Here is a 24,743-nt window from a genome sequence, read left to right on the forward strand (position 1 = left end):
ATGACCTTCTGGCTGGCCCGGGAACGCAACGGGCAACACCACGACCACATCCAGCGTTTCGATCCGCGCTTCTGGACGGTCAATTTCCCGCGCCCGATGATGGCAAGTGTCGTGACGACGGGCCCGGACAGCCTGCGGGTCGACTGCGAGTTTCATCACGAAGGCGAGCTTGCCGGGCTGATCTGGGACAGCGTCGACAGGCTCGACCACCCGCTTTGCGCCTACGCGACCGACCGCAATTACGAACATACCGTGTTGCGTTTCCGCTGGCGCTCGTCTGGCGCAATCGCGCTCGATGCGGTCAACGGACCGACGCTGACGATTGAAGGTCGCGATGCGCAAGGCGCACCGCGCGCCTGGTATGTGCGCCTGTGGAACTATGCGGACGGCACGCCCGAAGATGCGCAGGTCGAACTGCGCTTCTCGGACCTCGAAAGCGGCTTCGTGCTGCCGGGGCAACCGGTCTGGCCGAAGGATATCGACCGGATGTTCGTCTCGCTGGTGCCGCCGGGCTATGTCGCGGGGAGCAGCGCGCCTTTGCCTCAGCGGGCCGACGGCTGGGTCGAGCTCACCGCCATCGCCTGCGAAGGCGAGCGCGCGATGCTGGAGATCGGCGACGTCCTGCTGCCCCCGCATGGCGAGCAGATCGCAACCGCCTATGACGACAGCTTCAACCAGACCCCGGCCCGTCTTCTCCGCCAGGCCCGCGCACTCGGCTATCGCGGGCGCATCCTTCATTACCTGGGCATGAGCCATTTTTTCCGGCTGGAAGAGAGTGGCGGGCGGCTGGTGGCGAGTTTCGACGGAGCACTCTGTACCCCGGCCGAAGCTTGGCACGCCGACTTTTTCTCGTGCGCCGAGGCGATGGGCTACAGCGTCATTGCCTCGCTTTCCTACGAGCTGTTTGCCGAGCATTGCCCGGATGCCTGGCAGCAGCGGGCGCATGACGGCACGCCGGCCCGCACGGGCTGGGAGCCGCCTTCGGCGCTGCTTTCCCCCGCCAACGCCGAGGCGATGGGCTGGCTGCAGGCGGTCGCCGCACGCATCGTCGCCCTGCTGGAAGCGGCGAGCCTGCCGGTGCTGTTCCAGATCGGCGAACCGTGGTGGTGGGTCGTCCCGTCCACACGCGCGCCATGCCTCTACGATGCGGCGGCAAAAGCCGCGCTGGGCGGGTCGCCGCCGGTCATCGCCGATATGCGCGGCACCATGACGGCAGCACAGACCGCGCTGCTCGATGCTGCCGGAGCCTTGCTGGCGCAATCGACCGCCGCGCTGGCCGATGCAGTACGCTCCGCAGCGGCGGGTCCGGCAGAAATCCTGCTGCTGGCCTTCACCCCTACGATCCTCGACGCCGAAATGCCCGAACTGAAGCGTGCCAACCTGCCGAGCGGCTGGGCCTGGCCAGCCTTCGACCGCCTGCAGCTGGAAGATTACGACTGGCTCACCGCGGGCGCACAGTCGCTGCGCCGTGCGGCCTATGCCGAGTTCGACGCCCGGCTCGGCTATCCGGTCGAGCGGCAGGATTACCTTTCCGGCTTCGTCCTGCGCGCGGAAGATGCCGAGCGGTTCTGGCCGCTGATCGACGCCGCGCTCGACGAGGCCGCCGCGCGCGGCGTCGCGCAGCGCTTTGTCTGGGCCAGCCCGCAGATCGCGCGCGACGGCTACACCCGCCTCGCTACCCCACAGGAGACCGACATGCACGCCTTCGACGATGTGCTCTACCCGCTCGCCCTAGGCCGCGACACCGGGGTCAGCCCCGAATTCTCGACCACCGTCGCGGTCACCGCCTCCGGTCACGAGCGGCGCAATTCGCTGTGGTCCGATGCGCGGCTCCATTTCGATGTCGGGCCGGGCATCCGGTCCGAAAACGAGCTCGGCACGCTGATCGCCTTCTTCCGCGCCCGGCGCGGGGCCGCGCGGGGGTTCCGTCTGGGCGACCCGTTCGATTTCAGCTCCAGCGGCATGACCGGCACCCCGACCGCCACCGACGAGCGATTGGGGAATGGCGACGGCCTGACCGCCGACTTCGCCCTGGTGAAACGCTACGGCAGCGGCGAGGAACCGCAATTGCGCCCGATCACCCGGCCGCGCGCGGGCACGGTCCTCGTCGCGATCGACGGACAGCCGGTCGACGGATGGGCCTTGCGGGACGGCGGCAAGATCGTGTTCGACAGCGCTCCGCCCGCCGGTGCCAAGATCACCGCCGGCTTCCTGTTCGACGTGCCGGTGCGCTTTGCTGAAGACCGGCTCGACGTCAGCGGCGCGACCTTTGCCGCGGGCGAGGCGCCCTCCGTGCCGCTGGTCGAAGTTCGCGAGGCGGTATGACCCACATCTTCTTCGCCACCGAACTCGAAGGCGTCGCGACCTGGTGGCGCATCGAGCGGTGCGACGGCGTGACGCTCGGCTTCACCAGCCACAACAGGGACCTCGCCTTCGACGGGGTGGTTCACCGTGCGGCGCCGGGCATCCTGCCGAGCGCGATCCGCAAGACTTCCGGCCTCGATGGCGACAGCGCCGAGATGCAGGGGCCGCTGTCGCATGACAGCATATCCGCCGGCGACCTCGCCCGCGGTCGCTTCGACGGCGCGCGGGTGCGGATCGGCGCGATCGACTGGGAAACTCTCGACCGCAGCCAGCTTTACGCCGGCTCCATCGGCACGGTCAGTGCCGAGGCAGGCGGGTTCACCGCCGAATTGCTCTCCGCCAAAGCGCAGCTTGCCGCCGATCCCGTCCCTCGGACAGCACCGAGCTGCCGCGCCAGCTTCTGCGGCCCCGGCTGCACGCTCTCGGCGGCGAGATTCATGCAAGAAGGGATGGTCGCAACCGTCGATCACGCCCGGGATGCCGTGACTTTCGCCGGCATCGATCCCGAGCCCTACACGTTCGGCTCGGTCCGCTGGCTGGAGGGGCCGCATATCGGCATGACCATGGAGATCGTTGCGGTCGAGGGCGGCGAAATCCTTCTCGACACCCCGCTCGACCCGGGCACGATGGCGGGAGATCGGGCGCTGCTCAGGCAGGGCTGCGACCATACGCTCGCCACCTGCCATGCCCGGTTTGGCAATGCCGCCAACTTCCAGGGCGAACCGTTCCTGCCCGGCAACGACCTGCTTGCCCGATACCCGAGCCCGCAATGAGCGAAGTCGGGGAACGAATCGCGGACCATGCCCGAGCACTCATCGGGACCCGCTTTCGCCTTCACGGGCGCGATTGCGCGACGGGGCTCGATTGTGTTGGCGTGGTGCTGGCATGCCTCGAGGCGGCGGGACGTCCCTTGTCGTTCCCCGCAGCCTACGGCCTCCGCAATGCCGACATCGCGCCATGGTTGGCCCTGGTCGAAGGAATTGAAGTGCCCTGCGCGACGCGGCCCCCGCTTGGCGGGGATATCCTCCTCGTGCGGCCGGGGCCTGCACAGCATCACCTGCTGGTCGCTCTCGGTTCGCACAGTTTCGTCCACGCGCACGCCTCGTTGCGGCGTGTCGTCGAGACCCCCTTTCCCGCGCCGTGGCCGTTGCTGCGCCACTGGCGCCTGACCTGATCGGAACATTGCCATGGCCACCCTTGTCCTTTCCGCTGTCGGCACTCTTGTCGGTGGCCCTGTCGGCGGCGCGGTCGGCGCGCTGATCGGCCGGCAGGTCGACGGGACACTCATCGGCAGCCCGGTCCGCGAGGGCCCGCGCCTGACCGAGCTGGCCGTGTCGACCTCCAGCTACGGCCAGCCGGTGCCGCGGATCTACGGAACCATGCGCGTTGCCGGTTCGATCATTTGGGCCACAGACCTGATCGAGCACCGCAGCACCAGCGGGGGCAAGGGACAGCCGCGGACCGCGAGCTACAGCTACTCCACCTCTTTCGCGGTCGCCCTGTCGAGCCGCCCCATCCAGCGGGTCGGGCGCATCTGGGCCGACGGCAATCTGCTACGCGGTGCGGCAGGCGACCTGAAGGCGGCGGTGACCGTGCGCATCCACACCGGTCGCGGCGACCAGTCGCCCGACCCTCTGATCGCGTCGGCGCAAGGCGGTGCATGCCCCGCCTTTCGCGGCACGGCTTATGCCGTATTCGAAGATCTCGACCTCAACGATTTCGGCAACCGGGTCCCGGCGCTCTCGTTCGAAGTGATTGCGGACGACGCCGAGGTCGGCCTGGCGTCGTTGCTGGACGGTGCCGATGCGTCGGTCGAGCTTGCCGGCCTGGCAGGCTTCGCGCTGGATGGCGGCTCGCTCGCCGACGGGCTGGCCACGATCGATGCGGTATATCCTCTGTCCTGCGAGGGCGGCGAAGCGCAGTTGCGCTTCATCGATCCCCAACGCATGGCCTCGCCCGTCGGCCTGCCGACTGCTGTTGCAGCATGGGATGACGGTGACTTCGGCGGACTTTCGGGCAGTCGCAGTGCCCGCCTGCCCCAGAGCGACGAAAGCCCGCGCGCGCTACGCCATTACGACCCGGAACGCGATTACCAACCCGGCATCCAGCGGGCGATCGGCCCGGCCCCTGCGTCGGGCCAGCAGACCATCGAGTTTCCCGGAGTGCTGCCTGCTGCACGGGCCAGGGACCTGGCCGAAGCCGCCAGCCAGCGAGCCCGCTGGAGCCGGGAACGGTTGGCCTGGCGTATGGCCGAACTGGACCCGGCGGTGGCACCGGGCAGTGTCGTTACCGTTCCCGGTCACGGCGGCGAGTGGCTGGTGACGGGATGGGAATGGCGCGAACGCGGCGTCGAGCTTGAACTGCTGCGCAGGCGACCGGGGGCAGCACGGACGGGTGGCGGTGCAGCAGGCAGCGCAGGATTGGCGCGGGATGTCGTGCAGGGCCCTTCGCTGCTGTCCTATTTCGAACTTCCGTGGGATGGCAACGGAAGTCCGCTGCAACGCCAGGCATGGGTCGCTGTCGCAACGACAGGAACCCCGAAAGCAACGCAACTCTTTGCCGTCGAGGGCGGACTGCTCACGCCGCTCCCGATCGCCCCGCGCGCCGATGCCACGATCGGCACGCTCGTCCAGGCGCTGGCACCATCGCCGGCCCTCGTCCTCGAGTGCAGCGCTATGGTGGAGGTCGATCTGACGGGTCCCGGCGACAGGCTGGCCGATGCGTCCGCAGATGCCATGACGAGCGGTGCCAACCGCCTGCTCATCGGGGCGGAAGTGGTGCAATTCGCGCGCGCCGTTTCCATAGGCGGCACGCGGTGGCGGCTGACCGGCCTGCTGCGCGGCCGGGGCGGCACCGAAACCGCTGCAGCAACAGGCCATGAGGCCGGAACCCGTGTCGTCCTGCTCGACGATGCGGTGACGGCATTGCCCCTTTCATCAGGCTCGCTGCAACCGCCGGAACAGCTTGCGGCCATCGGGTTGGGTGACACGGAGCCAGTGTTGGCACCCCTCTGGAACCCGATGGCAAGCATTGCCCCGCTTTGCCCTGTCCACCCGCGGAGCGAACGCGCCGGAGACGGTTCCCGGTCGTGGCGCTGGACGAGGCGAAGCAGGGGAAGCTGGGGGTGGCCATGGGTTACAGACCCGCCCCTTGTCGAAGAGCGCGAAAGCTGGCTCGTCGGGGTGGGAGAGACCGACGCACCGCTGCGCCAATGGCAAGCGGGAACGGCAAGCTTTGCCGTCGATGCAGGCGAGTGGGCCGAATTGCGCGCACTCGCCTCGGGGCAAGATCTTTGGGTCCGCCAGGTCGGAAGCCAGGCCCTGTCGCCCCCGCTGTTGCTGGAAACCATTGCCTAGAATTCCGCCAATTCGGCGCGGCTCTCGCCAGAAAAATAACCCCCGTCCAGATGATCTCGCCGACCCATAGGAGAAGATCCCATGTCCGAACCGATCCGCTACACCAGCCTGTCCGCGAGGCACTCCCTGCCCTTCCTCTTCCCGGCACAGGCCCAGAAGGAAGCCGTCATCAACGAAGCGCTGGCCCGACTGGATGCGCTGGCCCATCCCGCTGTCGAAGGCTCGGCCACATCGCCGCCCGAGGCGCCGGGTGAAGGAGAATGCTGGCTGGTCGCTGACGGCGCGAGCGGCCCATGGCTTGGGCGCGACAATGCCATTGCCACCTTTGGTGGCGGAAGCTGGCATTTTATCGCCCCTTGTCCCGGGATGACCTGCTGGTCGGTAGCGCAGCGCCAGTCGTTGCGGTACGATGATGCCTGGCTGGTCGCGGCGCCGATCGCTCCGCCGGATGGCGGGGCGACAATCGATACGGAATCGCGTGTCGTAATTGCCGCAATCCTCAACGCATTGACCATGGCTGGAATTTTTCCGCCCTCATGATGGAACCGGTGCGCATCGGGGACGTTGCGCACAGTATCGGAGTTCAGATTAGGGCAAGATTTTGTCCAGGCTTCGTAAATTGCGGCATTCTTGCAACAGGTTGGGGCGTTTGCCAGCTTGCCACTGTTGTGGGGAAAAGTTAGATGGGAGTCTCTTGGTGGCTCCAATTCGCTAAAAGGGGAATACTATAATGAGGAAACTCGTCATCGGAATGGCGCTGGCCTCCACTGCCATCGCATCGCCGGCCCTGGCTCGTGACGATGCCTGGTATGTCGAAGTCGACGGCGGTGTAATGATCGTCGAAGATCTCGAATTCGACGTCAACGGCGCGGCCAACGATCTCACTCTCGAAGCCGAAGAAGGCTACGACTTCGGCGGCTTGGTCGGTTACGACTTCGGCCCGTTCCGCCTCGAAGCGGAAGCCAGCTATCGCGAAGCCGACATCGATTCGGTGACGGCCGGTGTGGCCGGTTTCCCGGCACGCCAGACCCTGTTTGTCGCTCCTGCAGGCGCCTATCCTGCTAGCGGCGAAGCCAATGCGCTGAGCTTCATGGTCAATGGCCTGTTCGACTTCGGTCCGGACGATGGCCTGCAGGCCTTCGTTGGCGGCGGTGTCGGCGTTGCCCGCACTGCGATCAACGCCCGCATTACTGAATCCGGCCCGGCTGGTATCGACGATTCGGACAGCGGTTTCGCTTGGCAGATCCTTGCCGGTGTCCGCGCTCCGCTCAACGACCGTTGGGACGTGGGCGTGAAGTACCGTCTGTTCAACGCCGCAGGCGTCGAACTGGTCGACCGCGCCGGTCGCGACCTCGAAACCCGCTTCCGTTCGCACTCGCTGCTCGGCACGCTGACCTACAACTTCGGCGAGCCGCCCGCTCCGCCGCCGGTTGTTGTGCCGCCGCCGCCGCCGGTTGTCGTGACCCCGCCGCCTGCGCGTCCGGTCCCGCCGCCCCCGCCGCCGTGCAACACGGGTCCGTACATCGTGTTCTTCGAGTGGGACAAGTCGGACATCACGCCTGAGGGCGCGAACATCCTGAACAACGCTGTGGCTGCCTATGCCAACTGCGGTACGGCTGCTGTTATGCTCGCCGGTCACGCCGACCGTTCGGGTGCAGCGACCTACAACGTCGGCCTTTCGCAGCGCCGTAACGCCGCAGTTCGCCAGTACCTCGCCGGCCGCGGTATTCCGGATGCCCGGATTTCGACCGAAGCCTTCGGCGAAACCAAGAACCGCGTCCCGACCGCCGACGGCGTACGGGAACTGCAGAACCGCCGCGTGGAAATCACTTACGGTCCGGGTTCGGGCATGTAAGTTCGCTTCCTGCGAAGAAGTTCGAAAGGGGCCGGAGCAATCCGGCCCCTTTTTCGTTGTAACCTCATCAGCAGAGAATTGCCTTGGGGGTATATGATGAAAACGACGCTCAGCCTCTTGACCGCATCGCTTGCCCTCGCCGGCTGCCAGTCGATCGGGGAGCTACCGACGGAACAGCTAGCCTCCGGCAACTTCTTCCTTTCCAACGGGATTCCCGCCGGGACAGCTCGACTGCTGGGCGGAGGGGAAACGGTTACGCTGGCAGTTGCTGTAACGGGACTTGCCCCTGGACAGCGCGGATTTCATCTCCACACCACGGGAACCTGCACTCGCCCCGACTTCACATCGGCAGGCGGCCATCTCAACCCCGCCGGCAGGGGACACGGCCTCAATGATGCCGACGGGCCGCATCTGGGCGACCTGCCGAACCTTGTTGTCTCGGCGCAGGGCACCGCGACCGCAACAGTGGAATTGAGAGGCTCTACGGCAGAACTGATGCCGATCCTCTTCGACGCGGACGGCACAGCGGTTGTAATCCATGCCGACCCGGACGACGGCACCAGCGAACCAGCAGGCAATGCCGGAAGCCGCGTCGCCTGCGCAGTACTCACCCGTAGCTAGGCGAGAATGTTGAAGGGCAGTCCAAAAGTCAAATTGCCTCGCCCGCCGCGCGTGCACGCTCCACGACGCTGGCCGCTGCCTGCGGCACGAATTTGAGTGCGAGCAGCAGCAATACGAGCCCGATCGGTGCAACGATCAGTGTGCTCAATACGCCCAGCCCAAGGTCATCGCCGTTCAGCGCTGACACATAGCCTGCCATGAATGGCCCGAGGCCCAAGCCGACCAAGGTGGTGGAAAGGAAGAATGTCGCCGTTGCTACTCCCCGCATACGGGGCAGTACCAGCGCCTGGCTGCTAGCCGCAGCGGCGCCCAGTGCCGAGGCCGATGTCATCTGGGCAACGAAGCTGGCGACATAGAACACCGTGACGTCTCTCGTCGTGTAGGCCAGGGCCACAGGGGGAACAGTGGTCACAAGGCCGAACAGCACCACCCAGATCCGCCCATCGGCCCGCCGTTCCAGCAGGTAATCTGCCATCCGCCCACCAAGTATGACACCCAGGAAACCAGCGACGGCAGACGGCGCGCCCAGGAACCAACCGAGATCACTCTTGTCGGCGCCGAGAACACGTTCAGCATGCGGGGCACCCCAGTAGGACCCCGCATATGCGGTAAAGGCGACCATGCCGTAGCCGAGAATTACGGTCAGGAATGCAGGCGATCCCCATGTCAGCCGAAACGTCGGCAGATCGCGCCGACGAAGGGCAGCCGCCCAGCTGAAGACAGCGTAATAGCCGACACCCAGAAACAGCCACTGGTCGGCGATCCCGGGGATGATATTCGAACTCGCCGGCACGACTGCCGACAATCCGATCACCGATGCGGCAAAGAAAGCCAGCCCGCCGAGGTTGACTGCCAAGGCCCCCGCCCCCTGCATGGCAGCGCCGATAATGGTAAACGGCGGGATGACCTGGAACAGCTCTTCGAAGAAACCCTTGAAAGGCTGAGGATTGGCGGGCGTGGGCATGCCGTCGATGGCCCCGCGTTCGGGCTCCTTCAGGCTGAGTACCCACAGCGCCAGCAGGAGGCCCGGTACGCCTACGGCGAGAAACGCGGCCTGCCATCCGACAAGGCCGAAGGGTCCACCATCCGGAAAGGCCTCGTTCCAGTTCTCGACCACCAAGCCGCCGATCAGGAGCGAAATACCGCCGCCGATGTACAGCCCGGACGAATAGACTGCCAATGCAGTGGCTCTCAGTCGCTGGGGAAACCAGTCCGAGATCAGCGAATAGGCCGAAGGGCTGGCAGTTGCCTCCCCCACTCCGACCCCGATGCGGGCGACCGTCAGCATGGTCGCATTCTTCGCAAAGCCGGACAAGGCGGTCATGGCCGACCACAGGAACAGCCCGATAGTCATCAGTCGCACCCGGTGCCAGTTGTCCGCCAGCTTTCCGAGCGGGATCCCGAACAGGGCGTAGAAGACAGCAAAAGCCGTGCCGTACAGAAAGCCCAGATAGTCGTCGGGAACGCCGAGGTCAGCCTTGATATCGTTGGCAAGGATCGAGAGGATCTGCCGGTCGATGAAGTTGAGGATATAGACTACGACAAGCACGCCGAGCGCATACCAGCTGTAGGCGGGCACCGGCGCATCTGCAGCGGGTGCATTCGCCGGCTGGCTGCTTTCGTTGTGTCCGGTCAAAGTGTCTCTCCCTCGATCAATTCTATACTGGCGGCGCGTCTGTCGGATAGGCGAGGCCATCTGCAAGCCCCGCATCGGCAAATCCCTTGCGACGGAGGCGACAACTGTCGCACGCACCGCAGGGTCGCCCGTCCGGCAACGGGTCGTAGCACGACCAGCTCCAGGCGGAGTCGAGCCCAAGTCGTGCAGCCTCCCTCGCGATGTCCGCCTTGGTCATGTACTGCAACGGTGCGTGGATACGGAACGGCGCCCCTTCCTCGACCCCGGCTTTCGTAGCGAGGTTGGCGGTGTGCGCGAAGCTCTCGATGAACTCAGGTCGGCAATCGGGATAGCCCGAGTAATCGAGCGCATTGACACCGATGAAGATATCGCGCGCGCCGGAGGCTTCGGCGAAAGCCGTGGTCAATGACAGGAAAACGAGATTGCGAGCCGGCACATAGGTCACCGGAATATCGTCCCCGACGCCACCTTTGGGCACATCGATATCGGCGGTCAGGGCCGAACCGCCCAAGGCGCGCAGGTCCGCTGCAATCTCCACATGGCGCTCCACCCCCAGCTTCTCCGCAATCAGCTTCGCAGATTGCAACTCGATGCGGTGGCGTTGGCCATAATCGATCGTCAGCGCGTGGACGACGAATCCCTGTTCGCGGGCAATTCCGGCGGTGACCATGGAATCGAGGCCGCCGGACAACAAGATTGCCGCGGACCGTCTGGGCTCAACATGCATAGCCTCGGGCTAGCGCAAAGCGCTGCACCGCCCAAGCCCTAACTGTCGGAAGCCATACGGCTCAGGGGCAGGGCCGCATTCTCCGGCCTTCGCCGGTGGCGGAGAACGGTCGCCCGTCCGCAATGCCTTGCGTCTCGAGCTGGACCAGCACCGCGCTTTCCCGGCGGATATTGGTCCGGCCATAGCCGTCGCCGGGGCAGGTATATTGCACGGTCACCTCGCCCTGTGCGTCCTCCACCACGAAGCGATTGCAACCGGCCTGCCGGTGTTTCAGCTGGATCAGTTCCCTCCCCGTCCGCAAGCAGATACGCTGCGTGGGCTCACCGGTGCGGTAGCGAATTTCCCATTCGCCCTTCTGCAACCCGTCGAGCATGGCAAGCGACGGCGCCTGCGCCACTGTCGGGACGCCCAAAACTATCGAACTGGTCGCCAGCATGACGGCAAAGGACCGCATGCGGGCGCGAAAACGCGTCGCCATTCCTGTTCCTCCGTCTGCGACCTTTGCGGTAGATTTATGAATATATGCAGTCATGCCTCATTTGCGACAAGACTTCTCGTTCAAAGCATTATCGCGAACTGCCGCGAACAGAAGGCGCAATCGACCAAGATACTACCCTGTTCGTCGCGCATCTCGGCCCGTTCCTCTTCCGGAAAACGCCTTAGAACGTTTTCATAGTGCTCCGCCGAGCAGCGGCAGCCACGGCTCAACTGGCCGCCACGCTCCACACGCACTTCGGCCTCCTCATGGAAGAGCCGCCATACCAGCGCCTCCATGGTCAATGCACGGTCGAGCAACTCGTCATGCCGGATGCTGCCGGCCATGACGGCGACATGCTCCCACTCCGGGTGCTCCAGCCGCACATGAAGCCGCTCGCGCCCCTCTTCCCCGTCCGGCAGATGCTGCACCAGCAAGCCTGCCGCCTCGCACCCTTCGGGTCCGGACTTAACAGTGACACGGATAAGCGTCGGGACCTGTTCGGACTGGGCAAAATATGTCTCGCAAGCTTGCGCCAGGCTGTCGCCCTCCAGCGGCACGACCCCTTGGTAGCGTCCGTCGCCGGTCTGCATATCGAATGTGACCGCGAGATATCCCTCGCCGAACAGTGCCGCCAGCGTGGGATTTGCTCCGACACTCGCCAGTCGCTCCCTGTCGAAGTCGACGTAACCGCGAACAGCACCGGCCTTGAAATCGCACACCAGCAGGCTGACGATGCCGCCCTTGGTCTGCGCCTGCATGGTCATCTGGCCTTCGCCATCCTTGATCAGGCCGCCGACGAGCGTTGCCACCACCAATGCTTCGGCAAGCAGGTGGGTTATAGCAGGAGGGTAGTCGTGCGCGGCGAGGATTTCCCGCAGCACCGGACCAAGCCGCACGACCCGGCCGCGCGCATTGCGACCGGGAATGGTAAAGGTCAGCAGGCGATCCTCATGGGTCTCGCCATCATCGATCAGATAGTCGCTCATTCGCGCGGATATGGGCAATGCCCGGGCGGAAAGTAAGGGGTGGCCTGGTCAGAGCTTCCCGAAGCACCACAGCAGAACGGACTTCTGGGCATGGATGCGGTTCTCCGCCTCGTCGAACACCACCGATTGCGGCCCCTCGATCACGCTCCCGGTCACTTCCTCGCCGACATGTGCCGGCAGGCAGTGGAGGAAGATGGCGTCGGGCCTGGCCTGCGCCATCAGCCCGTCGTTGACCTGGAACGGGGCCATGGCCGCCAGCTTGTTGTGCGCATGGTCCTGCCCCATCGACACCCAGGTGTCGGTCACGACCACATCCGCCCCGCTGGCCGCCTCGGCCGCATCCCGTGTCAGCGTGACGGTCGCGCCACCCGCGCGCGCCATGTCGACGAAGCGCTGCTCCGGCTCGTAGCCCTGAGGCACCCCGATGCGGACGTTGAACTTCATCAGCCCTGCCGCCTCGAGAATCGAGTGCAGAACGTTGTTCCCGTCGCCAAGCCACGCGATTTCCAGTCCGGGCAGGGCCTTGCGATGCTCGATCATCGTCAACAGGTCGGCGACGATCTGGCAGGGATGCGAGGCATCGGTCAGCCCGTTGATGACCGGCACTGTAGCGTGGCGAGCCATTTCCTCGATCTTGGCATGGTCGTCGGTACGGATCATGATCGCGTCGACCATCCGGCTAAGCACCCTAGCGGTGTCGGCGATACTCTCGCCCCGCCCCAGCTGCATCGCGCCTGCCTCCATCACCATGGCGCTGCCGCCGAGCTGGCGGATGGCAATATCGAAGCTGGCCCGCGTCCGTGTGCTGCTCTTCTCGAAGATCATCGCCAGGACGTGGTCCCTGAGCGGCGTATCGGTATCCGGCTTGCCCTTGGGCCACCCCTGTCGCGCCGCCTTGCGGTCGATCGCGTCACCGATCATGGCCGCGATCGCATCGCCGCCTGCATCGGTCAGGTCGAGGAAGTGACGAACACTCGGTTCAGTGGGCATCAGGCCGCCTCGGGTACCACGAAATCGGCCGCGCCCGCCGACAGCTTGTCGAAGAATTCGTCAATCTCGGCATCGCCAACAACCAGCGGCGGCAGGATGCGCAGGGTGTTGTCGCCCGCCGCCACGGTCAGCAACTGGTGGTTGTCGCGCAGGTGGACGTAGAACGGGCGGCTTTCGACCTTCATCTTGAGGCCGAGCATCAGTCCCTTGCCGCGCACCAGTTCGAACAGGTCGGGATAATTGCCGATGAACTGTTCGAGCCGGGTACGGATCCGTTCGCCCTTCTCGCGTACTTCGGCGAGGAATTCGTCGTTGGCCACAGCCTCCATCACTGCCATGCCGGCCGCCATGGCGAGCGGGTTGCCGCCGTAGGTCGAACCGTGAGTGCCGAACACCATGCCGCGCGCGGCCTTTTCGGTGGCGAGGCAGGCGCCGAGCGGGAAGCCGCCACCTATGCCCTTGGCGGTGGCAAGGATGTCGGGTTCGATGCCGTACTGCTCGTAGGCATAGAGCGTGCCGGTGCGGGCGACCCCGCACTGCACTTCGTCGAGCACCAGCATCAGGTCATGCTCGTCGCAGATCGCGCGCAGGCCCTTCATGAACTCGTCGGAGGCCGGGCGGATGCCGCCCTCGCCCTGGATCGGTTCGACCAGGAAACCGGCGGTCTTCGGGCCGACGAGGCTCTTCGCCATCTCCAGATTGTCGAACTCGCAATACTGGAACCCGGCCAGCAGCGGCAGGAAGCCCTTGTGCATCTTGTCCTGGCTCGAGGCGCTGATGGTCGCCATCGTCCGGCCGTGGAAGGCATTGTGGAAGGTGATGAGCTCGGTCCGCTCCGGATTGCCGCCTTCGCTCTGGTGATAGGCGCGCGCGGTCTTGATCGCGCATTCGACCGCCTCGGCCCCGGAATTCGTGAAGAACACCGTGTCGGCAAAGGTCTTGTCGACCAGCCTTTGCGCCAGCTCCTCGCCCTGCGGGCTCCCATAGAGGTTGGAGACGTGCATCAGCGTCGCCGCCTGCCGCTGGATTGCGCCGATCAGCCCTTCGTGGCTGTGCCCCAGCAGGTTCACCGCGATGCCGCTGGCGAAATCGAGGTAGCGCGTGCCGTCCTCGTCGATCAGGTGGCAGTGCTCGCCGCGCACCGGGCGCACGCCGCTGCGGGGATAGACGGGCATCAGGGCGGTAATGGTCATTGCTTGGGCGTCCTCACGCAGATCGGGAAGTTCAACGACAAATGGCGACCCCTCGCAGGGCCGCCATTGCCGTGTATCTAGGTGCCTTGGCGATGCAGGTCAAACCTGCCGCGCCGTAGCCGGGGTCATTCGCTCACGGGAACGAGGTTGACCGCCGAATGCTTGCCACGTCGGTCGACTTCGAGGTCGAATTCGTACCGCTCGCCTTCGTTGAGCTCGCGCAGGCCCGAACGCTCGACCGCACTGATGTGCACGAAGGCGTCGGGCTGGCCGTCGTCGCGAACGAGGAAGCCGAAGCCCTTCATCGCGTTAAAGAACTTGACCGTGCCAGTGGCCTTTTCGCCGGTCAGCTCGCGGCGCGGGGCCGCAGGTTCGCGTGCCGCGACTGCAATGACGTCGCCGACGACCTGCAGGTCCTGCGCCGAAACCTTTCCGCCGCGGTCGACGAGATTGTATTCGAGCTCCTGCCCTTCAGCGAGGCCTTCGAGGCCGGCGCGTTCGACAGCGCTGATGTGGACGAACACGTCCTCGCCGCCGCCATCCTGCTGGATGAAGCCGAAACCCTTCTGGCTGTTGAAGAACTTGACCGTGCCCTTGCCGGTGCCGACCACCTGGGCGGGCATGCGGCTGAAGCCGCCGCCACCGCCGCCGCCGCCACGGGGGCCACCGCCGAAACCGCCGCGATCGCCACCACGATCGCCGCCGCCGAAGCCGCCGCGTCCACCGCCGCCGCCGCGATCGCCGCCACCGAAGCCGCCACGGTCACCGAAACCGCCGCCGCCGAACCTGTCCGACGGGGGACCGCCGAAATCGCCGCCACCGCCGAAGGGATCGAAACCCTCTTCGCCGAACCCGTCCCGCTTGTCGCGTCCACGCCCGCGACGCCCTCTGTCGTAACCCATAATCCAGTCAGTACCTTGCCACGCACGCCCACTCATATGCACGGACAGGAAAACCGGACGGCGAGGCGTCCCTGTCCACCGGTATGCGAGCTGCCAGGGTTGATTTTCCCGGAAGTTCCCACCCTCATTTCTTCGCACCATAGCCGACAAAGCCGCCCTGTGCGAATACTTTAACGCTGGGCAGGCAATAGCCCGCGATTGTGACATTGTGACAACTTGCGCCGGCGCGCGGGTGCGGGCATCACGCCGCCAGCCACCGCAATGCAAGGACCAGCCATGGCAGATTTCCGTCGCCTGTCGGACAGCATGTTCGCAAGCCCCCAGATCACCGCCGGCGAAGTGGCGGAGGCAGCTGCCCTGGGAATTGCCCTGATCGTCAACAACCGGCCCGACGGCGAATCGCCCGACCAGCCTGACGGTGCCGAGATAGAAGCGGCGGCTCGGGCCCATGGCATGGATTATGTCGCGATCCCGGTTACCGCTGCAGGGTTCAGCGGCCCGCAGGTCGAGGCAATGAACGCAGCCCTTTCGGGCAGCCGGGGCCCCGTTCTCGCCTATTGCCGCTCGGGTACGCGCTCTACCCTGCTGTGGTCGCTGGCCGAAGCTGCCAAAGGCACCGACCTCGACACCATCGCGGACCGCGCCGCGCAGGCGGGGTACGACGTGTCCCCGGTCAGGCCGGCAATGGAGATGCTGGCCGGGAAGGCCGGCGGCTGAGCATTACTGCCGGTAATCGAGCGGCGGATCGCGGTCGCCGAGCAAGGACTTGTACTCGTAATCCGCGCCCCGCGCCGCATCGAATTCCGCTCTGGCAGCGGCCCGCAAGGCAGGATCGGTGAACAGTTCCACCGCCATCAGCGTCATCGCCTTGGCCGCGACCAGCGCGCCCTTGGCCCCGATCGAATTGCCACTGGCGGCAACCGCCTGCCAGCTGTGCGCGCTGGTCCCCGGAACCCATGTGGCGGTCCGGACACCAACAGTCGGGGTGGCCCAGGAGACATCGCCTACATCGGTCGACCCGTAACCGAGCGATTTGGCGTAGGGCTGGACCTCGGCCGCGGACCCAATCGGCCGCGCGGCATCGCCCAGCGACTTCGATATCTCTTCCGCCCATTCGCGCTCGTCTGCGGAATACCGGACCCCGCCGATCTGGCGCAGCTTGGCATCCATCACCCGCGCAAGCGTCTCGTTGACCAGCAGCGAATTGTTACCGTGAATGACTCCCCATTCGACCTGCGTGCCCGTGCCCATGGCCGCGCCCTTCGCAGCCACTTCGAGCCGCGACCAGAGGGCCTCGACTTCCCCCGCGTCCGAATGCCGGACGTAATAGAACACCTCGGCAAAGTCAGGCACGACATTGGGTGCTGAACCGCCTTCGGTGATGACGTAGTGGATGCGGCTGTCCATGCTGGTGTGCTCTCGCAGCATGTTGACCATCATGTTCATCGCCTCGACCCCGTCGAGCGCGCTTCGACCCCGCTCCGGTGCCCCTGCGGCGTGCGAGGAGACCCCCTTGAAACGGAACTTGGCCGAACGATTGGCCAGGCTGGTCTGCGCGGCCGCGCTGTTCTCGTCCGCGGCGTGCCAGTGGATGGCGATATCGACATCGTCGAACAGGCCTTCGCGGGTCATATAGACCTTGCCCGAGCCGCCTTCCTCGGCCGGCGTGCCATAGAGTCTGATCCGGCCCGGCGTGCCGGTTTGCTCGAGCCACTTCTTCGTCGCGATGGCGGCCGTCAGCGAACCGGCGGCGAACAGATTGTGGCCGCAGGCATGCCCGGCGGCCTTTTCGGCGACCGGGTCACGCATGGCAGACGTCGACTGGGTGATGCCCGGCAAGGCGTCGTATTCGGCCAGGATGGCGATCACCGGACCGCCGCTGCCCCATTCGGCGACGAACGCCGTCGGAATCCCGGCCACGCCCTCGGTGACGGTGAAGCCCGCACCACGCAGCTCGTCCTTCAACAGATTGCTGGAGCGCAATTCGAGATAGCCGAGCTCCGCATAGTCCCATATCTGCTTCGCTACCCGCTCGGTCCGCCCGGCTTCTGCCTCCACGGCGGCGAGCGGGTCAGGTGCGGCATCGGTGCCGGCCTGGGCCCACGCTGGCGTTGCAGCGAACATGGCGAGGGCCGGGGCGAGGGCGGGGGCTACGAGAGCAAGTTTCATGGGACAGTCTCCTCGGACCTGTACTTGCCGCGTGCAGCCGCCGAAGGGAAGCCACCGCTCGACAGATTTCCTGCGGCGTGGCAATCGGCCCAGCGATGAATCCGCTGCTGTTCCTCGCGTCGCTCGTGGCCATCCTGGCGCTGGCCGGGCTCGCCCACTGGCTCAGGCTTGGAGCGCCGCCGCGACTGGCAACTGATGCCGATGCACGCGCCGCGGCTGCCGAGGCCGTCGACGGTTTCGAAGCAACCAGGATCGGGCTCGACCGCAATGGGACAAGCGCGCTGTTGCACGACAGCGACGGGCGGGTGCTGCTGCTCAAGCCGCACGGCAACTTTTTCGCCGGTCGCCTTCTGAATGCCTCGTCTCACACTGAACGCTGGATCGACCAGGGCAGGACCTGCCTCCGCATCGTCAGCGGCGAAAAGCGCTTCGGCAGTGTCACGCTCGAAGTCGACGATCCGGACCGTTGGGTCGCAGCGATCGATGCGCTAGGCTCAGTCGATCGTGCCTGACTTTTCTCCCACCGAATATGCCGTGCCCGGATTCGTCGCGCTGGTGCTGATCGAAATGCTGTGGGCGTGGAAGAAACGCCCCGACGCTTACGAGCCGAAGGATACCCTCGTTAGCCTCGCCTTCGGCCTGGGCAGCACGGTGGCGGGGGCACTGCTCGGCGGGTTGGCCCTGTGGGTCTTCATCGCCGCCTACGAGATCCGCCTGTTCGACATCGGCTGGGAATGGTGGGCCTGGGCACTGTGCTTCGTGCTCGACGATCTCGCCTATTACTGGGTCCACCGCGCCGGACACCGCATCCGCTGGTTCTGGGCCAGCCACGTCAACCATCATTCCAGCCAGCACTACAATCTCTCGACCGCGTTGCGGCAGAGCTGGACCGGGGCCTTCACCCTGGGATTCCTCTTCACCCTGCCGCTGGTGCTGCTCGGCTTCCCAATCGCGATGATCCTGATTTGCAAGGGTTTCAACCTGATCTACCAGTTCTGGATCCATACCGAGGCAATCCGGCGGATGCCGCGCTGGTTCGAGGCGGTGATGAACACGCCCAGCCACCACCGGGTCCACCACGCGACCAATCCGCGCTATCTCGACCGCAATTACGCCGGCGTTTTCATTGTCTGGGACAAGCTGTTCGGCACGTTCCAGCCGGAAGTCGATGACGAGAAGATTCGCTACGGGATCGTCAAGCAGCTCGGCAGCTTCAACCTGCTGTGGGCGGTGTTCCACGAATGGATCGGCATCGCCCAGGACCTGTGGCGTGCACCTTGGGGCAGCAAGCTCGGCTACCTGTTGCGCGAGCCAGGCTGGACCCACGACGGCAGCCGCGACACCTCCGACACAATCCGCGCGCGCTGGCTGGCACGGCAAGCCGGAACGCCCGCTACGGCCGAAAAGCCGATTGAACGGGCGGGCGAGCCTGCGTAACACTCCCGTCAAAGGGAGAGCTCGATGAACCGATACGATTATATCGTCATTGGCGGTGGAAGCGCGGGCAGCGCCGTTGCCGGCCGGCTGGCGGTAGACGGCACCCGCAAGGTGTGCCTGCTCGAAGCCGGCGGCCGCAATGACAACATGCTGGTCAAGACGCCCGGTTTCATGCCGTTCCTGCTCAAGAACACCAATTACCGCTATGAAACGGTGCCGCAGAAGGGGCTCAACGGGCGCATCGGTTACCAGCCGCGGGGCAAGGGTCTCGGCGGGTCTTCCGCCATCAACGCGATGGTCTACATTCGCGGCAACCGCTGGGATTATGACAACTGGGCGGCGATGGGCTGTGACGGCTGGTCATACGACGACGTCCTCCCCTGGTTCATCAAGGCCGAAGGCAATGTGCGCGGGGCCGACAGGTACCACGGCGAGAGCGGGCCCCTGTTCGTCTCCGACCAGACAGCGGCCAACCCGACCAGCCATTCCTTCGTTGAGGCGGCGGCGCAATTGCAGCTACCGTGCAACAACGACTTCAACGGCGAAAAACAGGAAGGCTTCGGCCTCTACCAGGTGACACAGCGACAGGGCGAACGCTGGTCCGCCGCGCGCGCCTATGTCGAACCGCTTCGCGGTACGCCCAACTTCGCCATCAGGACGAAGACGCTCGTCGAGCGGCTCATCATCGACAATGGCAAGGTGACCGGCGTGGCCGTGCGCACCGGCGGCTTCGGCGGCAAGCGCGAAATCCTGACGGCGCGCAAGGGCGTGATCCTGTCGGCTGGCGCATTCAATTCGCCCCAGATCCTGATGCTCTCGGGCATCGGCCCGGCGGAGCACCTGAAATCCCATGGCATCGCCGTGAAGCTCGACAAGCCTGCTGTGGGCAGCAACCTGCAGGACCATATCGACTACGTGTCGGGCTGGGAAACCGAGAGCAAGGTACCCATCGGCGATTCGCTCGAAGGTACGGCGCGGATGGCCAAGGCAATCATCGAGCACCGGCGCAAGCGCACCGGCATCATGACCACGCCCTACGCCGAAGCGGGTGGTTTCTGGACGGTCATGCCGGATAGCCCGGCACCCGATGTGCAATGGCATTTCGTCCCCGCCGTGCTCGAAGACCACGGGCGCGAGAAGGTGAAGGGCCACGGCTTTTCGCTGCACGCCTGCGTGCTCCGCCCCGAAAGCCGCGGCACGGTTCGGCTTGGCTCGTCCGACCCTGCGGCACCGCCGCTGATCGATCCCAATTTCCTCGACGACGATCGCGATATTGCCGTGATGCGCGAAGGTGTGCGGCTGTCGCACCGGATTGTCGAAGGTCCAGCCCTGCGCGATTACAAACCGACCGATCGCCACCCCGTCGATCTCGATGACAATGCGCAGTTGGACGAGCTGATCCGCAACCGCGCGGACACCGTCTACCACCCTGTCGGAACTTGTCGGATGGGCGCGGACGAGGATGCCGTTGTCGATACCAGGCTGAAGGCCCGGGGGATCGACGGGCTATGGATCGCCGATGCGTCGATCATGCCCAAGATCGTCAGCGGCAACACCAATGCGCCGAGCATCATGATCGGCGAACGCTGCGCCGATTTCGTCATCGCGGCGGAGCGCGCCTGACGCCGGGACCATCATGGCGCGACCGGCTGCGGTCGTTGAAGCGCGAAGCCCTCGTCGTCTGGCTGGCCGCGAGGGACAGGCGGACACCGGTGGTGTGCAAGGCGGTCGCCCTGGTGGTTGCCGCCTATGCGTTCAGCCCCGTCGACCTGATCCCGGACTTCATTCCCGTCCTCGGACTGCTCGACGACCTCCTGCTGGTGCCGGCGGGCGTATGGCTCGCGCTGCGACTGGCACCCACCGCGCTGGTGGAAGAGTGGCGACAGGACGCCGCCTCGCTGGCGGAAAAGCCGGTCTCGAGAGTGGGCGTGCTCATCGTTTGCGCCGTCTGGCTCGGTGCGGCGCTTGCATGCTGGATCGCTTGGCGCTGATACGACAAGGCCGGGAGCAACGCCCCCGGCCTTGCCTGTGGCCCGTTTCCGGACCTGTCAGAATTCCTTGCGAGCGGTGAAACCGATCGTCCGCGGCTGCCCGACATTGTAGCCGAGCCGCGCGCGCCCGCCGCGCTCGCGGTCGAAGCTCAGCTGGACGTTCTCGTCGAGCAGGTTGTTGGCATAGAGCGTGAAGCTGTAACCGCTGTCCAGTTCCAGGCCGACGCTCATGTTCACCAGTTCGTAGCTGTCGAGCAGCAGGTCGACGGTGGTCGACGCACTGGCCGGTGCCCCGTTGAACGGCAGGCCGTGCACGAAGGTGCGCGGGTTGTTCTCCTGGTCCGCCGGCTGGGTGTAACGCGATCCCACATGGGTCACCGAGGCGGCGATGAAGGCCTGCGCATTGTCGCCGACCGGCCACTCGTAGCTGCCGCTGGCGGCAAGCTGCAGTTTCGGCACGGACGGCAGGCGGTTGCCTTCGCGGATGCCCGTGGCAGGGGCCAGCGCACCTGGCAGGGTGGTGTCGAATTCCGCTTCGACATAGCTGCCCGACAGGTTGAAGTTCAGGCCGTCCAGCGGCGAGTAGCCGAACTCGGCCTCGACCCCTGCGGTATGCGCCTCGGGCACGTTGAAGACGATGCGCGAGGAGCAGCTACCGGCATCCAGCGTCACCTGCAAATTGCTGATGTCGTTGTAGAAGCCGGCCGCATTGAAGGTGAAGCCGTCGCCCTGGGTCTTGATGCCCAGTTCGTAGTTCCACAGCTTCTCGTCGTCGTAGGACTGGAAGCCGCCGAACAGCGCCAGGTCCTGCGCGTTGCAAAGCGGCGTGTTGAGCGGATCGTTGACCCCGCCGAGGCGGAAGCCCTGCGATGCCTGGGCGTTGATGGTGACGCTGGGGCTTAGCTCGTAACTGAGCAGGACGCGCGGGGTGAAGCCGCTCGACGAGGTTTTGTCGACCACGCCCGCATCGCCATTGGCGAACAGGCCGCCAGTGGTGATGATGCGCGTCTCGTCGAAATCGTAATACCGCCCGCCGGCCGTGACCGTCAGCGCGTCGGTCAGGTCGAAGCTGGCTTCACCGAACACGGCGAACTGCTTGATGTCGTAGGGCAGGTCCGAATTGAACGGCGAATCCGCGGGGAATCCGTTCGCAACCGCGGCGGAGGTGCCGGCGCCAAAGCGGGCGTCGGTGAAGGCATCGTAGCCGGGCGTCGGAAGCCGCTGCGCATAGACGCGATCGACTTCGGAATAGAACGCGCCGAGGAGCCACTGCAGCGGGCCGGTGCTGTTGGACGACAGGCGCACTTCCTGCGTGATGGTCTCGAGCTTGGTGGTATCGCGCAGGTTCGACGGCAGGAATACCGCCGAGGCCGGATAGCCGAGATCCACCGAGACCGAACCGGTCAGGGCGCTGGCATCGCGGCTGACGAGGATGTCGCGGTTGATGTAGGAACTGACCGACGTCAGCGTGACCGGGCCGAGATCGGCCTCTGCCGTGATGTCGAACAGCATGGTCTCGTCCTCGAACGCCTCGCGCAGCCGCAAGTGCTGCTCGCGTTCGCCGAGCTGGACGGGATTGGTCGAGTCCGGATTGGCGTAGAGGTTCCAGATTTCCTCGCGGTTGAAGCCGTCGGCCTTGACCGTCTGGAACACGAAGCGCGGGGTGATGCTGAAGCCGGTACCGGAATCGACGGTAAAGGCGATGCGGCCGCCATAGCGCTCGCCCCCGTTGACATTGTCGCCGCCGGCGGGGCCGAAGGCGTCGATGAACCCGGCATACTTGGTGTAGTAGCCGACGATGCGGGCGGCCACCACGTCACTGACGGGGAAGTTGAAGGCACCTTTCAGATGCGCCCCGAAATCGTCTTCGTCGACAGTGTTGAAATTGGCTTCGAACGTGCCTTCGGTCACGCCGATCGTGGGCTGGTTGGTGATGTAGCGGATCGTCCCGCCGACCGATCCGGAACCGAACAGCGTACCCTGCGGGCCGCGCAGCGTTTCCACGCGGTTGAGGTCGAACAGGTCGAGATCGGGCGTGAACAGCGACAGCGAAATGACGCTTTCGTCGAGATAGACGCCGACCTGTTCCTTCACGCCCGGCTGGTCGCGCACGACCTGCCCCGCGGATACGCCGCGAACCGAAACCTGGCTCTGGCCCGGCCCGAGGTTCTGCACGGTCAGGCCGGCCACGTTGCGCGACAGGTCTTCCAGCGTCACCGCACCCGACTTCTGGATGTCTTCCTGCGTCTGGGCATTGATCGAGAAGGGAACGTCCTGGATCGTCGCGTCGCGCTTGGTCGCGGTCACGACGATGACATTGCCGGATCCGCCTTCGGCAGCGGGCTGCTCGGCTTCCTGTGCCAGCGCCGGTGTCGTCGCAGCCAGCGCGCAGCTTGCCATCAGCAGGTGGCGGATACGCAAGGTGGTATGGGATTTCGCAGCGCTCATCGTTGGTCTCCTGCAGTGCGGGTCTCGGGCCCGATGCGCCGGAACTGCATACGAATGCGTTAAAACGCAATCCCGGCCCCGCGGCCGGCCGTCAAAGTCCGGGCAGGTGTGTCGGGCGAGTCACACAGCCGTCACATCGAAAAAAGGGGCCGGAGCTGGTCGCTCCGGCCCTTCGAGGCGTTGTTCGCAGGAGGAACATCGGATGGCGGGGACGGTTGGGAGAGGAGAGGCCGCCCCCGCCAATTCGGTTGGCTCAGTTGTAGGCGCGTTCCCCGTGTTCGGAGATGTCGAGCCCGTTGACTTCGGTTTCCTCGTCGACCCGAAGGCCTGTGACTGCCTTGGCGATGAAGATGGCGATGGCAGTGCCGATGCCTGCAATGACGATGGTGGTCGCCACTGTCAGCAGCTGGGTCACCATCTGCGCGCCGACAACATAATCGTCTCCTCCCGGTCCACCGAGGGCCGGCGAGTAGACAATAGCCGTACCCAGTGCGCCAACGATGCCACCAATACCGTGGATGCCGAATGCATCCAGCGAGTCGTCATAACCGAGCTTCGGCTTCAGCTTGGCGACCGCGAAATAGCACACCGCCGAGGCAACGATCCCGAGCAGGATGGCGCCGAAGGGGCCGCTGTTGCCGGCCGCCGGAGTCACCGCGACGAGGCCGGCTATCACGCCAGAGCAGAAGCCCAGTGCGGAGCCCTTGTGACCGGCCAGCTTCTCGATCACCATCCAGGTCAGTGCACCGGCGGCGGTGGCGACGAAAGTGTTGATCATCGCAAGGCCGGCCGAGGCATTGGCTTCCAATGCCGAGCCGGCGTTGAAGCCGAACCAGCCCACCCACAGCAGGCCCGTACCGACCATGGTCAGCGTGAGGCTGTGCGGCATCATCGGTTCTGTCGGGTAGCCGCGGCGCTTGCCGAGGATATAGGCAGCAACCAGTGCCGAGACGCCGGCGTTGATGTGCACCACGGTGCCTCCGGCGAAGTCGAGCGCGCCCATCACGAAGAACAGGCCGCGCGCTTCCCACACCATGTGAGCGATGGGGAAATAGACGATCGTCAGCCAGATGGTGACGAACACCATGACAGCCGAGAATTTCATCCGCTCAACCGTGGCGCCGAGTACGAGCGCAGCAGTGATGGCAGCGAAGGTCATCTGGAAGCTGATGAAGACATATTCGCTTATGACGACCCCGTCGGTGAAGGTTGCACCAGTCGAATCTGCCGTCACCCCGGCGAGGAAGAACTTGCCCCAACTGATATAGGCGTTGCCTTCCGGTCCGAAGGCGAGGCCGTAGCCCCACATCACCCAGATGAGCATCGCGAGCGCCGCAGTGGCACCGATCTGCGTCATGGTGCTGAGCATGTTCTTGCTGCGGGTCAGGCCGCCGTAGAACAGCGCGAGGCCCGGAAGGATCATCAGCAGCACGAGGATCGTGGAAGTCATCATCCAGGCGTTGTTGCCGGGATCAGGGACAGGCGCCGCCCCGGCGGCTTCCTGCGCCAAGGCAGCGGTGCTTGCGAGGCCGGCTACAGCCAGCGCGCCGGCGCTGCGAAGAAACTTGCGGATCATGGTCATTTCCCCCC

At 65.4% G+C, this 24,743-nt stretch carries 22 protein-coding genes; 12 read left to right on the forward strand and 10 right to left on the reverse strand.

Annotated features, from left to right (window positions below; genetic code table 11):
* The 7 genes from WAB17_RS05205 (at window position 1) to WAB17_RS05235 (ending at window position 8,196) form a co-directional block, all read left to right on the forward strand.
* Complete coding sequence (locus tag WAB17_RS05205; RefSeq protein ID WP_435418954.1) at window positions 1-2,325, forward strand: DUF2460 domain-containing protein; 2,325 nt, start codon at window positions 1-3, stop codon at window positions 2,323-2,325.
* Entirely contained in the window at window positions 2,322-3,137 is an 816-nt protein-coding gene (locus WAB17_RS05210) for a DUF2163 domain-containing protein (protein WP_435418955.1), read from the forward strand. The genes WAB17_RS05205 and WAB17_RS05210 overlap by 4 nt, the downstream gene beginning before the upstream one ends.
* Window positions 3,134-3,538, forward strand: coding sequence for a peptidoglycan endopeptidase (locus tag WAB17_RS05215; RefSeq protein WP_435418956.1), 405 nt, complete (start codon window positions 3,134-3,136; stop codon window positions 3,536-3,538). The genes WAB17_RS05210 and WAB17_RS05215 overlap by 4 nt, the downstream gene beginning before the upstream one ends.
* Before the next feature lie 13 nt (window positions 3,539-3,551).
* Window positions 3,552-5,720 carry a phage tail protein gene (locus WAB17_RS05220; protein WP_435418957.1) on the forward strand — a complete coding sequence of 723 codons (2,169 nt, stop codon included), beginning with the start codon at window positions 3,552-3,554 and terminating at the stop codon, window positions 5,718-5,720.
* 81 nt (window positions 5,721-5,801) lie between these two features.
* The gene (locus WAB17_RS05225) at window positions 5,802-6,260 is read left to right on the forward strand and encodes a DUF2793 domain-containing protein (RefSeq protein WP_435418958.1); all 459 of its coding nucleotides are present in this window, start codon (window positions 5,802-5,804) and stop codon (window positions 6,258-6,260) included.
* 190 nt (window positions 6,261-6,450) lie between these two features.
* Window positions 6,451-7,575, forward strand: coding sequence for an OmpA family protein (locus WAB17_RS05230; RefSeq protein WP_435418959.1), 1,125 nt, complete (start codon window positions 6,451-6,453; stop codon window positions 7,573-7,575).
* A gap of 93 nt (window positions 7,576-7,668) precedes the next feature.
* Entirely contained in the window at window positions 7,669-8,196 is a 528-nt protein-coding gene (locus tag WAB17_RS05235; RefSeq protein WP_435418960.1) for a superoxide dismutase family protein, read from the forward strand.
* Between the two features lie 28 nt (window positions 8,197-8,224).
* On the opposite strand, the gene WAB17_RS05240 is transcribed toward WAB17_RS05235, so the two are convergent.
* The 7 genes from WAB17_RS05240 to WAB17_RS05270 form a co-directional block, all read right to left on the reverse strand.
* Window positions 8,225-9,892 carry an MFS transporter gene (locus WAB17_RS05240; protein ID WP_435418962.1) on the reverse strand — a complete coding sequence of 556 codons (1,668 nt, stop codon included), beginning with the start codon at window positions 9,890-9,892 and terminating at the stop codon, window positions 8,225-8,227.
* Window positions 9,855-10,559: a 7-cyano-7-deazaguanine synthase QueC gene (gene queC / locus WAB17_RS05245; RefSeq protein ID WP_435418963.1), complete on the reverse strand. Its 705-nt coding sequence runs from the start codon at window positions 10,557-10,559 to the stop codon at window positions 9,855-9,857. The genes WAB17_RS05240 and queC overlap by 38 nt, the downstream gene beginning before the upstream one ends.
* Window positions 10,560-10,620: 61 nt before the next feature.
* Window positions 10,621-11,037, reverse strand: coding sequence for a DUF3617 domain-containing protein (locus WAB17_RS05250; protein WP_435418964.1), 417 nt, complete (start codon window positions 11,035-11,037; stop codon window positions 10,621-10,623).
* 80 nt (window positions 11,038-11,117) lie between these two features.
* Window positions 11,118-12,023: an Hsp33 family molecular chaperone HslO gene (locus tag WAB17_RS05255; protein WP_435418965.1), complete on the reverse strand. Its 906-nt coding sequence runs from the start codon at window positions 12,021-12,023 to the stop codon at window positions 11,118-11,120.
* A 48-nt stretch (window positions 12,024-12,071) separates the two neighbouring features.
* A complete protein-coding gene (gene argF / locus WAB17_RS05260; RefSeq protein ID WP_435418966.1) occupies window positions 12,072-13,013 on the reverse strand; it encodes an ornithine carbamoyltransferase in 942 nt (313 codons plus the stop codon).
* Window positions 13,013-14,206, reverse strand: a complete 1,194-nt coding sequence (locus tag WAB17_RS05265) for an aspartate aminotransferase family protein (protein WP_435418967.1) — start codon at window positions 14,204-14,206, stop codon at window positions 13,013-13,015. The genes argF and WAB17_RS05265 overlap by 1 nt, the downstream gene beginning before the upstream one ends.
* 125 nt (window positions 14,207-14,331) lie before the next feature.
* Complete coding sequence (locus WAB17_RS05270) at window positions 14,332-15,108, reverse strand: cold-shock protein (protein WP_435418968.1); 777 nt, start codon at window positions 15,106-15,108, stop codon at window positions 14,332-14,334.
* 276 nt (window positions 15,109-15,384) lie between these two features.
* Here WAB17_RS05270 and WAB17_RS05275 point away from each other — a divergent pair, with 276 nt between their 5' ends.
* A complete protein-coding gene (locus tag WAB17_RS05275) occupies window positions 15,385-15,825 on the forward strand; it encodes a TIGR01244 family sulfur transferase (RefSeq protein WP_435418969.1) in 441 nt (146 codons plus the stop codon).
* A 3-nt stretch (window positions 15,826-15,828) separates the two neighbouring features.
* On the opposite strand, the gene WAB17_RS05280 is transcribed toward WAB17_RS05275, so the two are convergent.
* A complete protein-coding gene (locus WAB17_RS05280) occupies window positions 15,829-17,277 on the reverse strand; it encodes an amidohydrolase (protein ID WP_435418970.1) in 1,449 nt (482 codons plus the stop codon).
* A gap of 77 nt (window positions 17,278-17,354) precedes the next feature.
* Between WAB17_RS05280 and WAB17_RS05285 the strand changes: the two genes are divergently transcribed.
* From WAB17_RS05285 to WAB17_RS05300, 4 genes are read left to right on the forward strand one after another with little or no spacing between them, the layout of a single operon-like run.
* On the forward strand, window positions 17,355-17,789 hold the full coding sequence (locus tag WAB17_RS05285; protein ID WP_435418971.1) for a hypothetical protein: 435 nt from the start codon (window positions 17,355-17,357) through the stop codon (window positions 17,787-17,789).
* Complete coding sequence (locus tag WAB17_RS05290) at window positions 17,782-18,714, forward strand: sterol desaturase family protein (RefSeq protein ID WP_435418972.1); 933 nt, start codon at window positions 17,782-17,784, stop codon at window positions 18,712-18,714. Before WAB17_RS05285 ends, WAB17_RS05290 begins: the two co-directional genes overlap by 8 nt.
* Before the next feature lie 24 nt (window positions 18,715-18,738).
* Complete coding sequence (locus WAB17_RS05295) at window positions 18,739-20,337, forward strand: GMC family oxidoreductase (RefSeq protein ID WP_435418973.1); 1,599 nt, start codon at window positions 18,739-18,741, stop codon at window positions 20,335-20,337.
* Window positions 20,338-20,372: 35 nt separating this feature from the next.
* Window positions 20,373-20,705 carry a DUF1232 domain-containing protein gene (locus WAB17_RS05300; RefSeq protein WP_435418974.1) on the forward strand — a complete coding sequence of 111 codons (333 nt, stop codon included), beginning with the start codon at window positions 20,373-20,375 and terminating at the stop codon, window positions 20,703-20,705.
* Window positions 20,706-20,762: 57 nt separating this feature from the next.
* Here WAB17_RS05300 and WAB17_RS05305 read toward each other — a convergent pair whose 3' ends face one another.
* Together WAB17_RS05305 and WAB17_RS05310 are read right to left on the reverse strand one after the other, a co-directional pair.
* The gene (locus tag WAB17_RS05305) at window positions 20,763-23,153 is read right to left on the reverse strand and encodes a TonB-dependent receptor (protein WP_435418975.1); all 2,391 of its coding nucleotides are present in this window, start codon (window positions 23,151-23,153) and stop codon (window positions 20,763-20,765) included.
* A gap of 253 nt (window positions 23,154-23,406) precedes the next feature.
* On the reverse strand, window positions 23,407-24,729 hold the full coding sequence (locus WAB17_RS05310; protein ID WP_435418976.1) for an ammonium transporter: 1,323 nt from the start codon (window positions 24,727-24,729) through the stop codon (window positions 23,407-23,409).
* Window positions 24,730-24,743: the final 14 nt, after the last annotated feature.

This window comes from Parerythrobacter aurantius (assembly GCF_045291475.1).
GTDB lineage: Bacteria > Pseudomonadota > Alphaproteobacteria > Sphingomonadales > Sphingomonadaceae > Parerythrobacter > Parerythrobacter aurantius.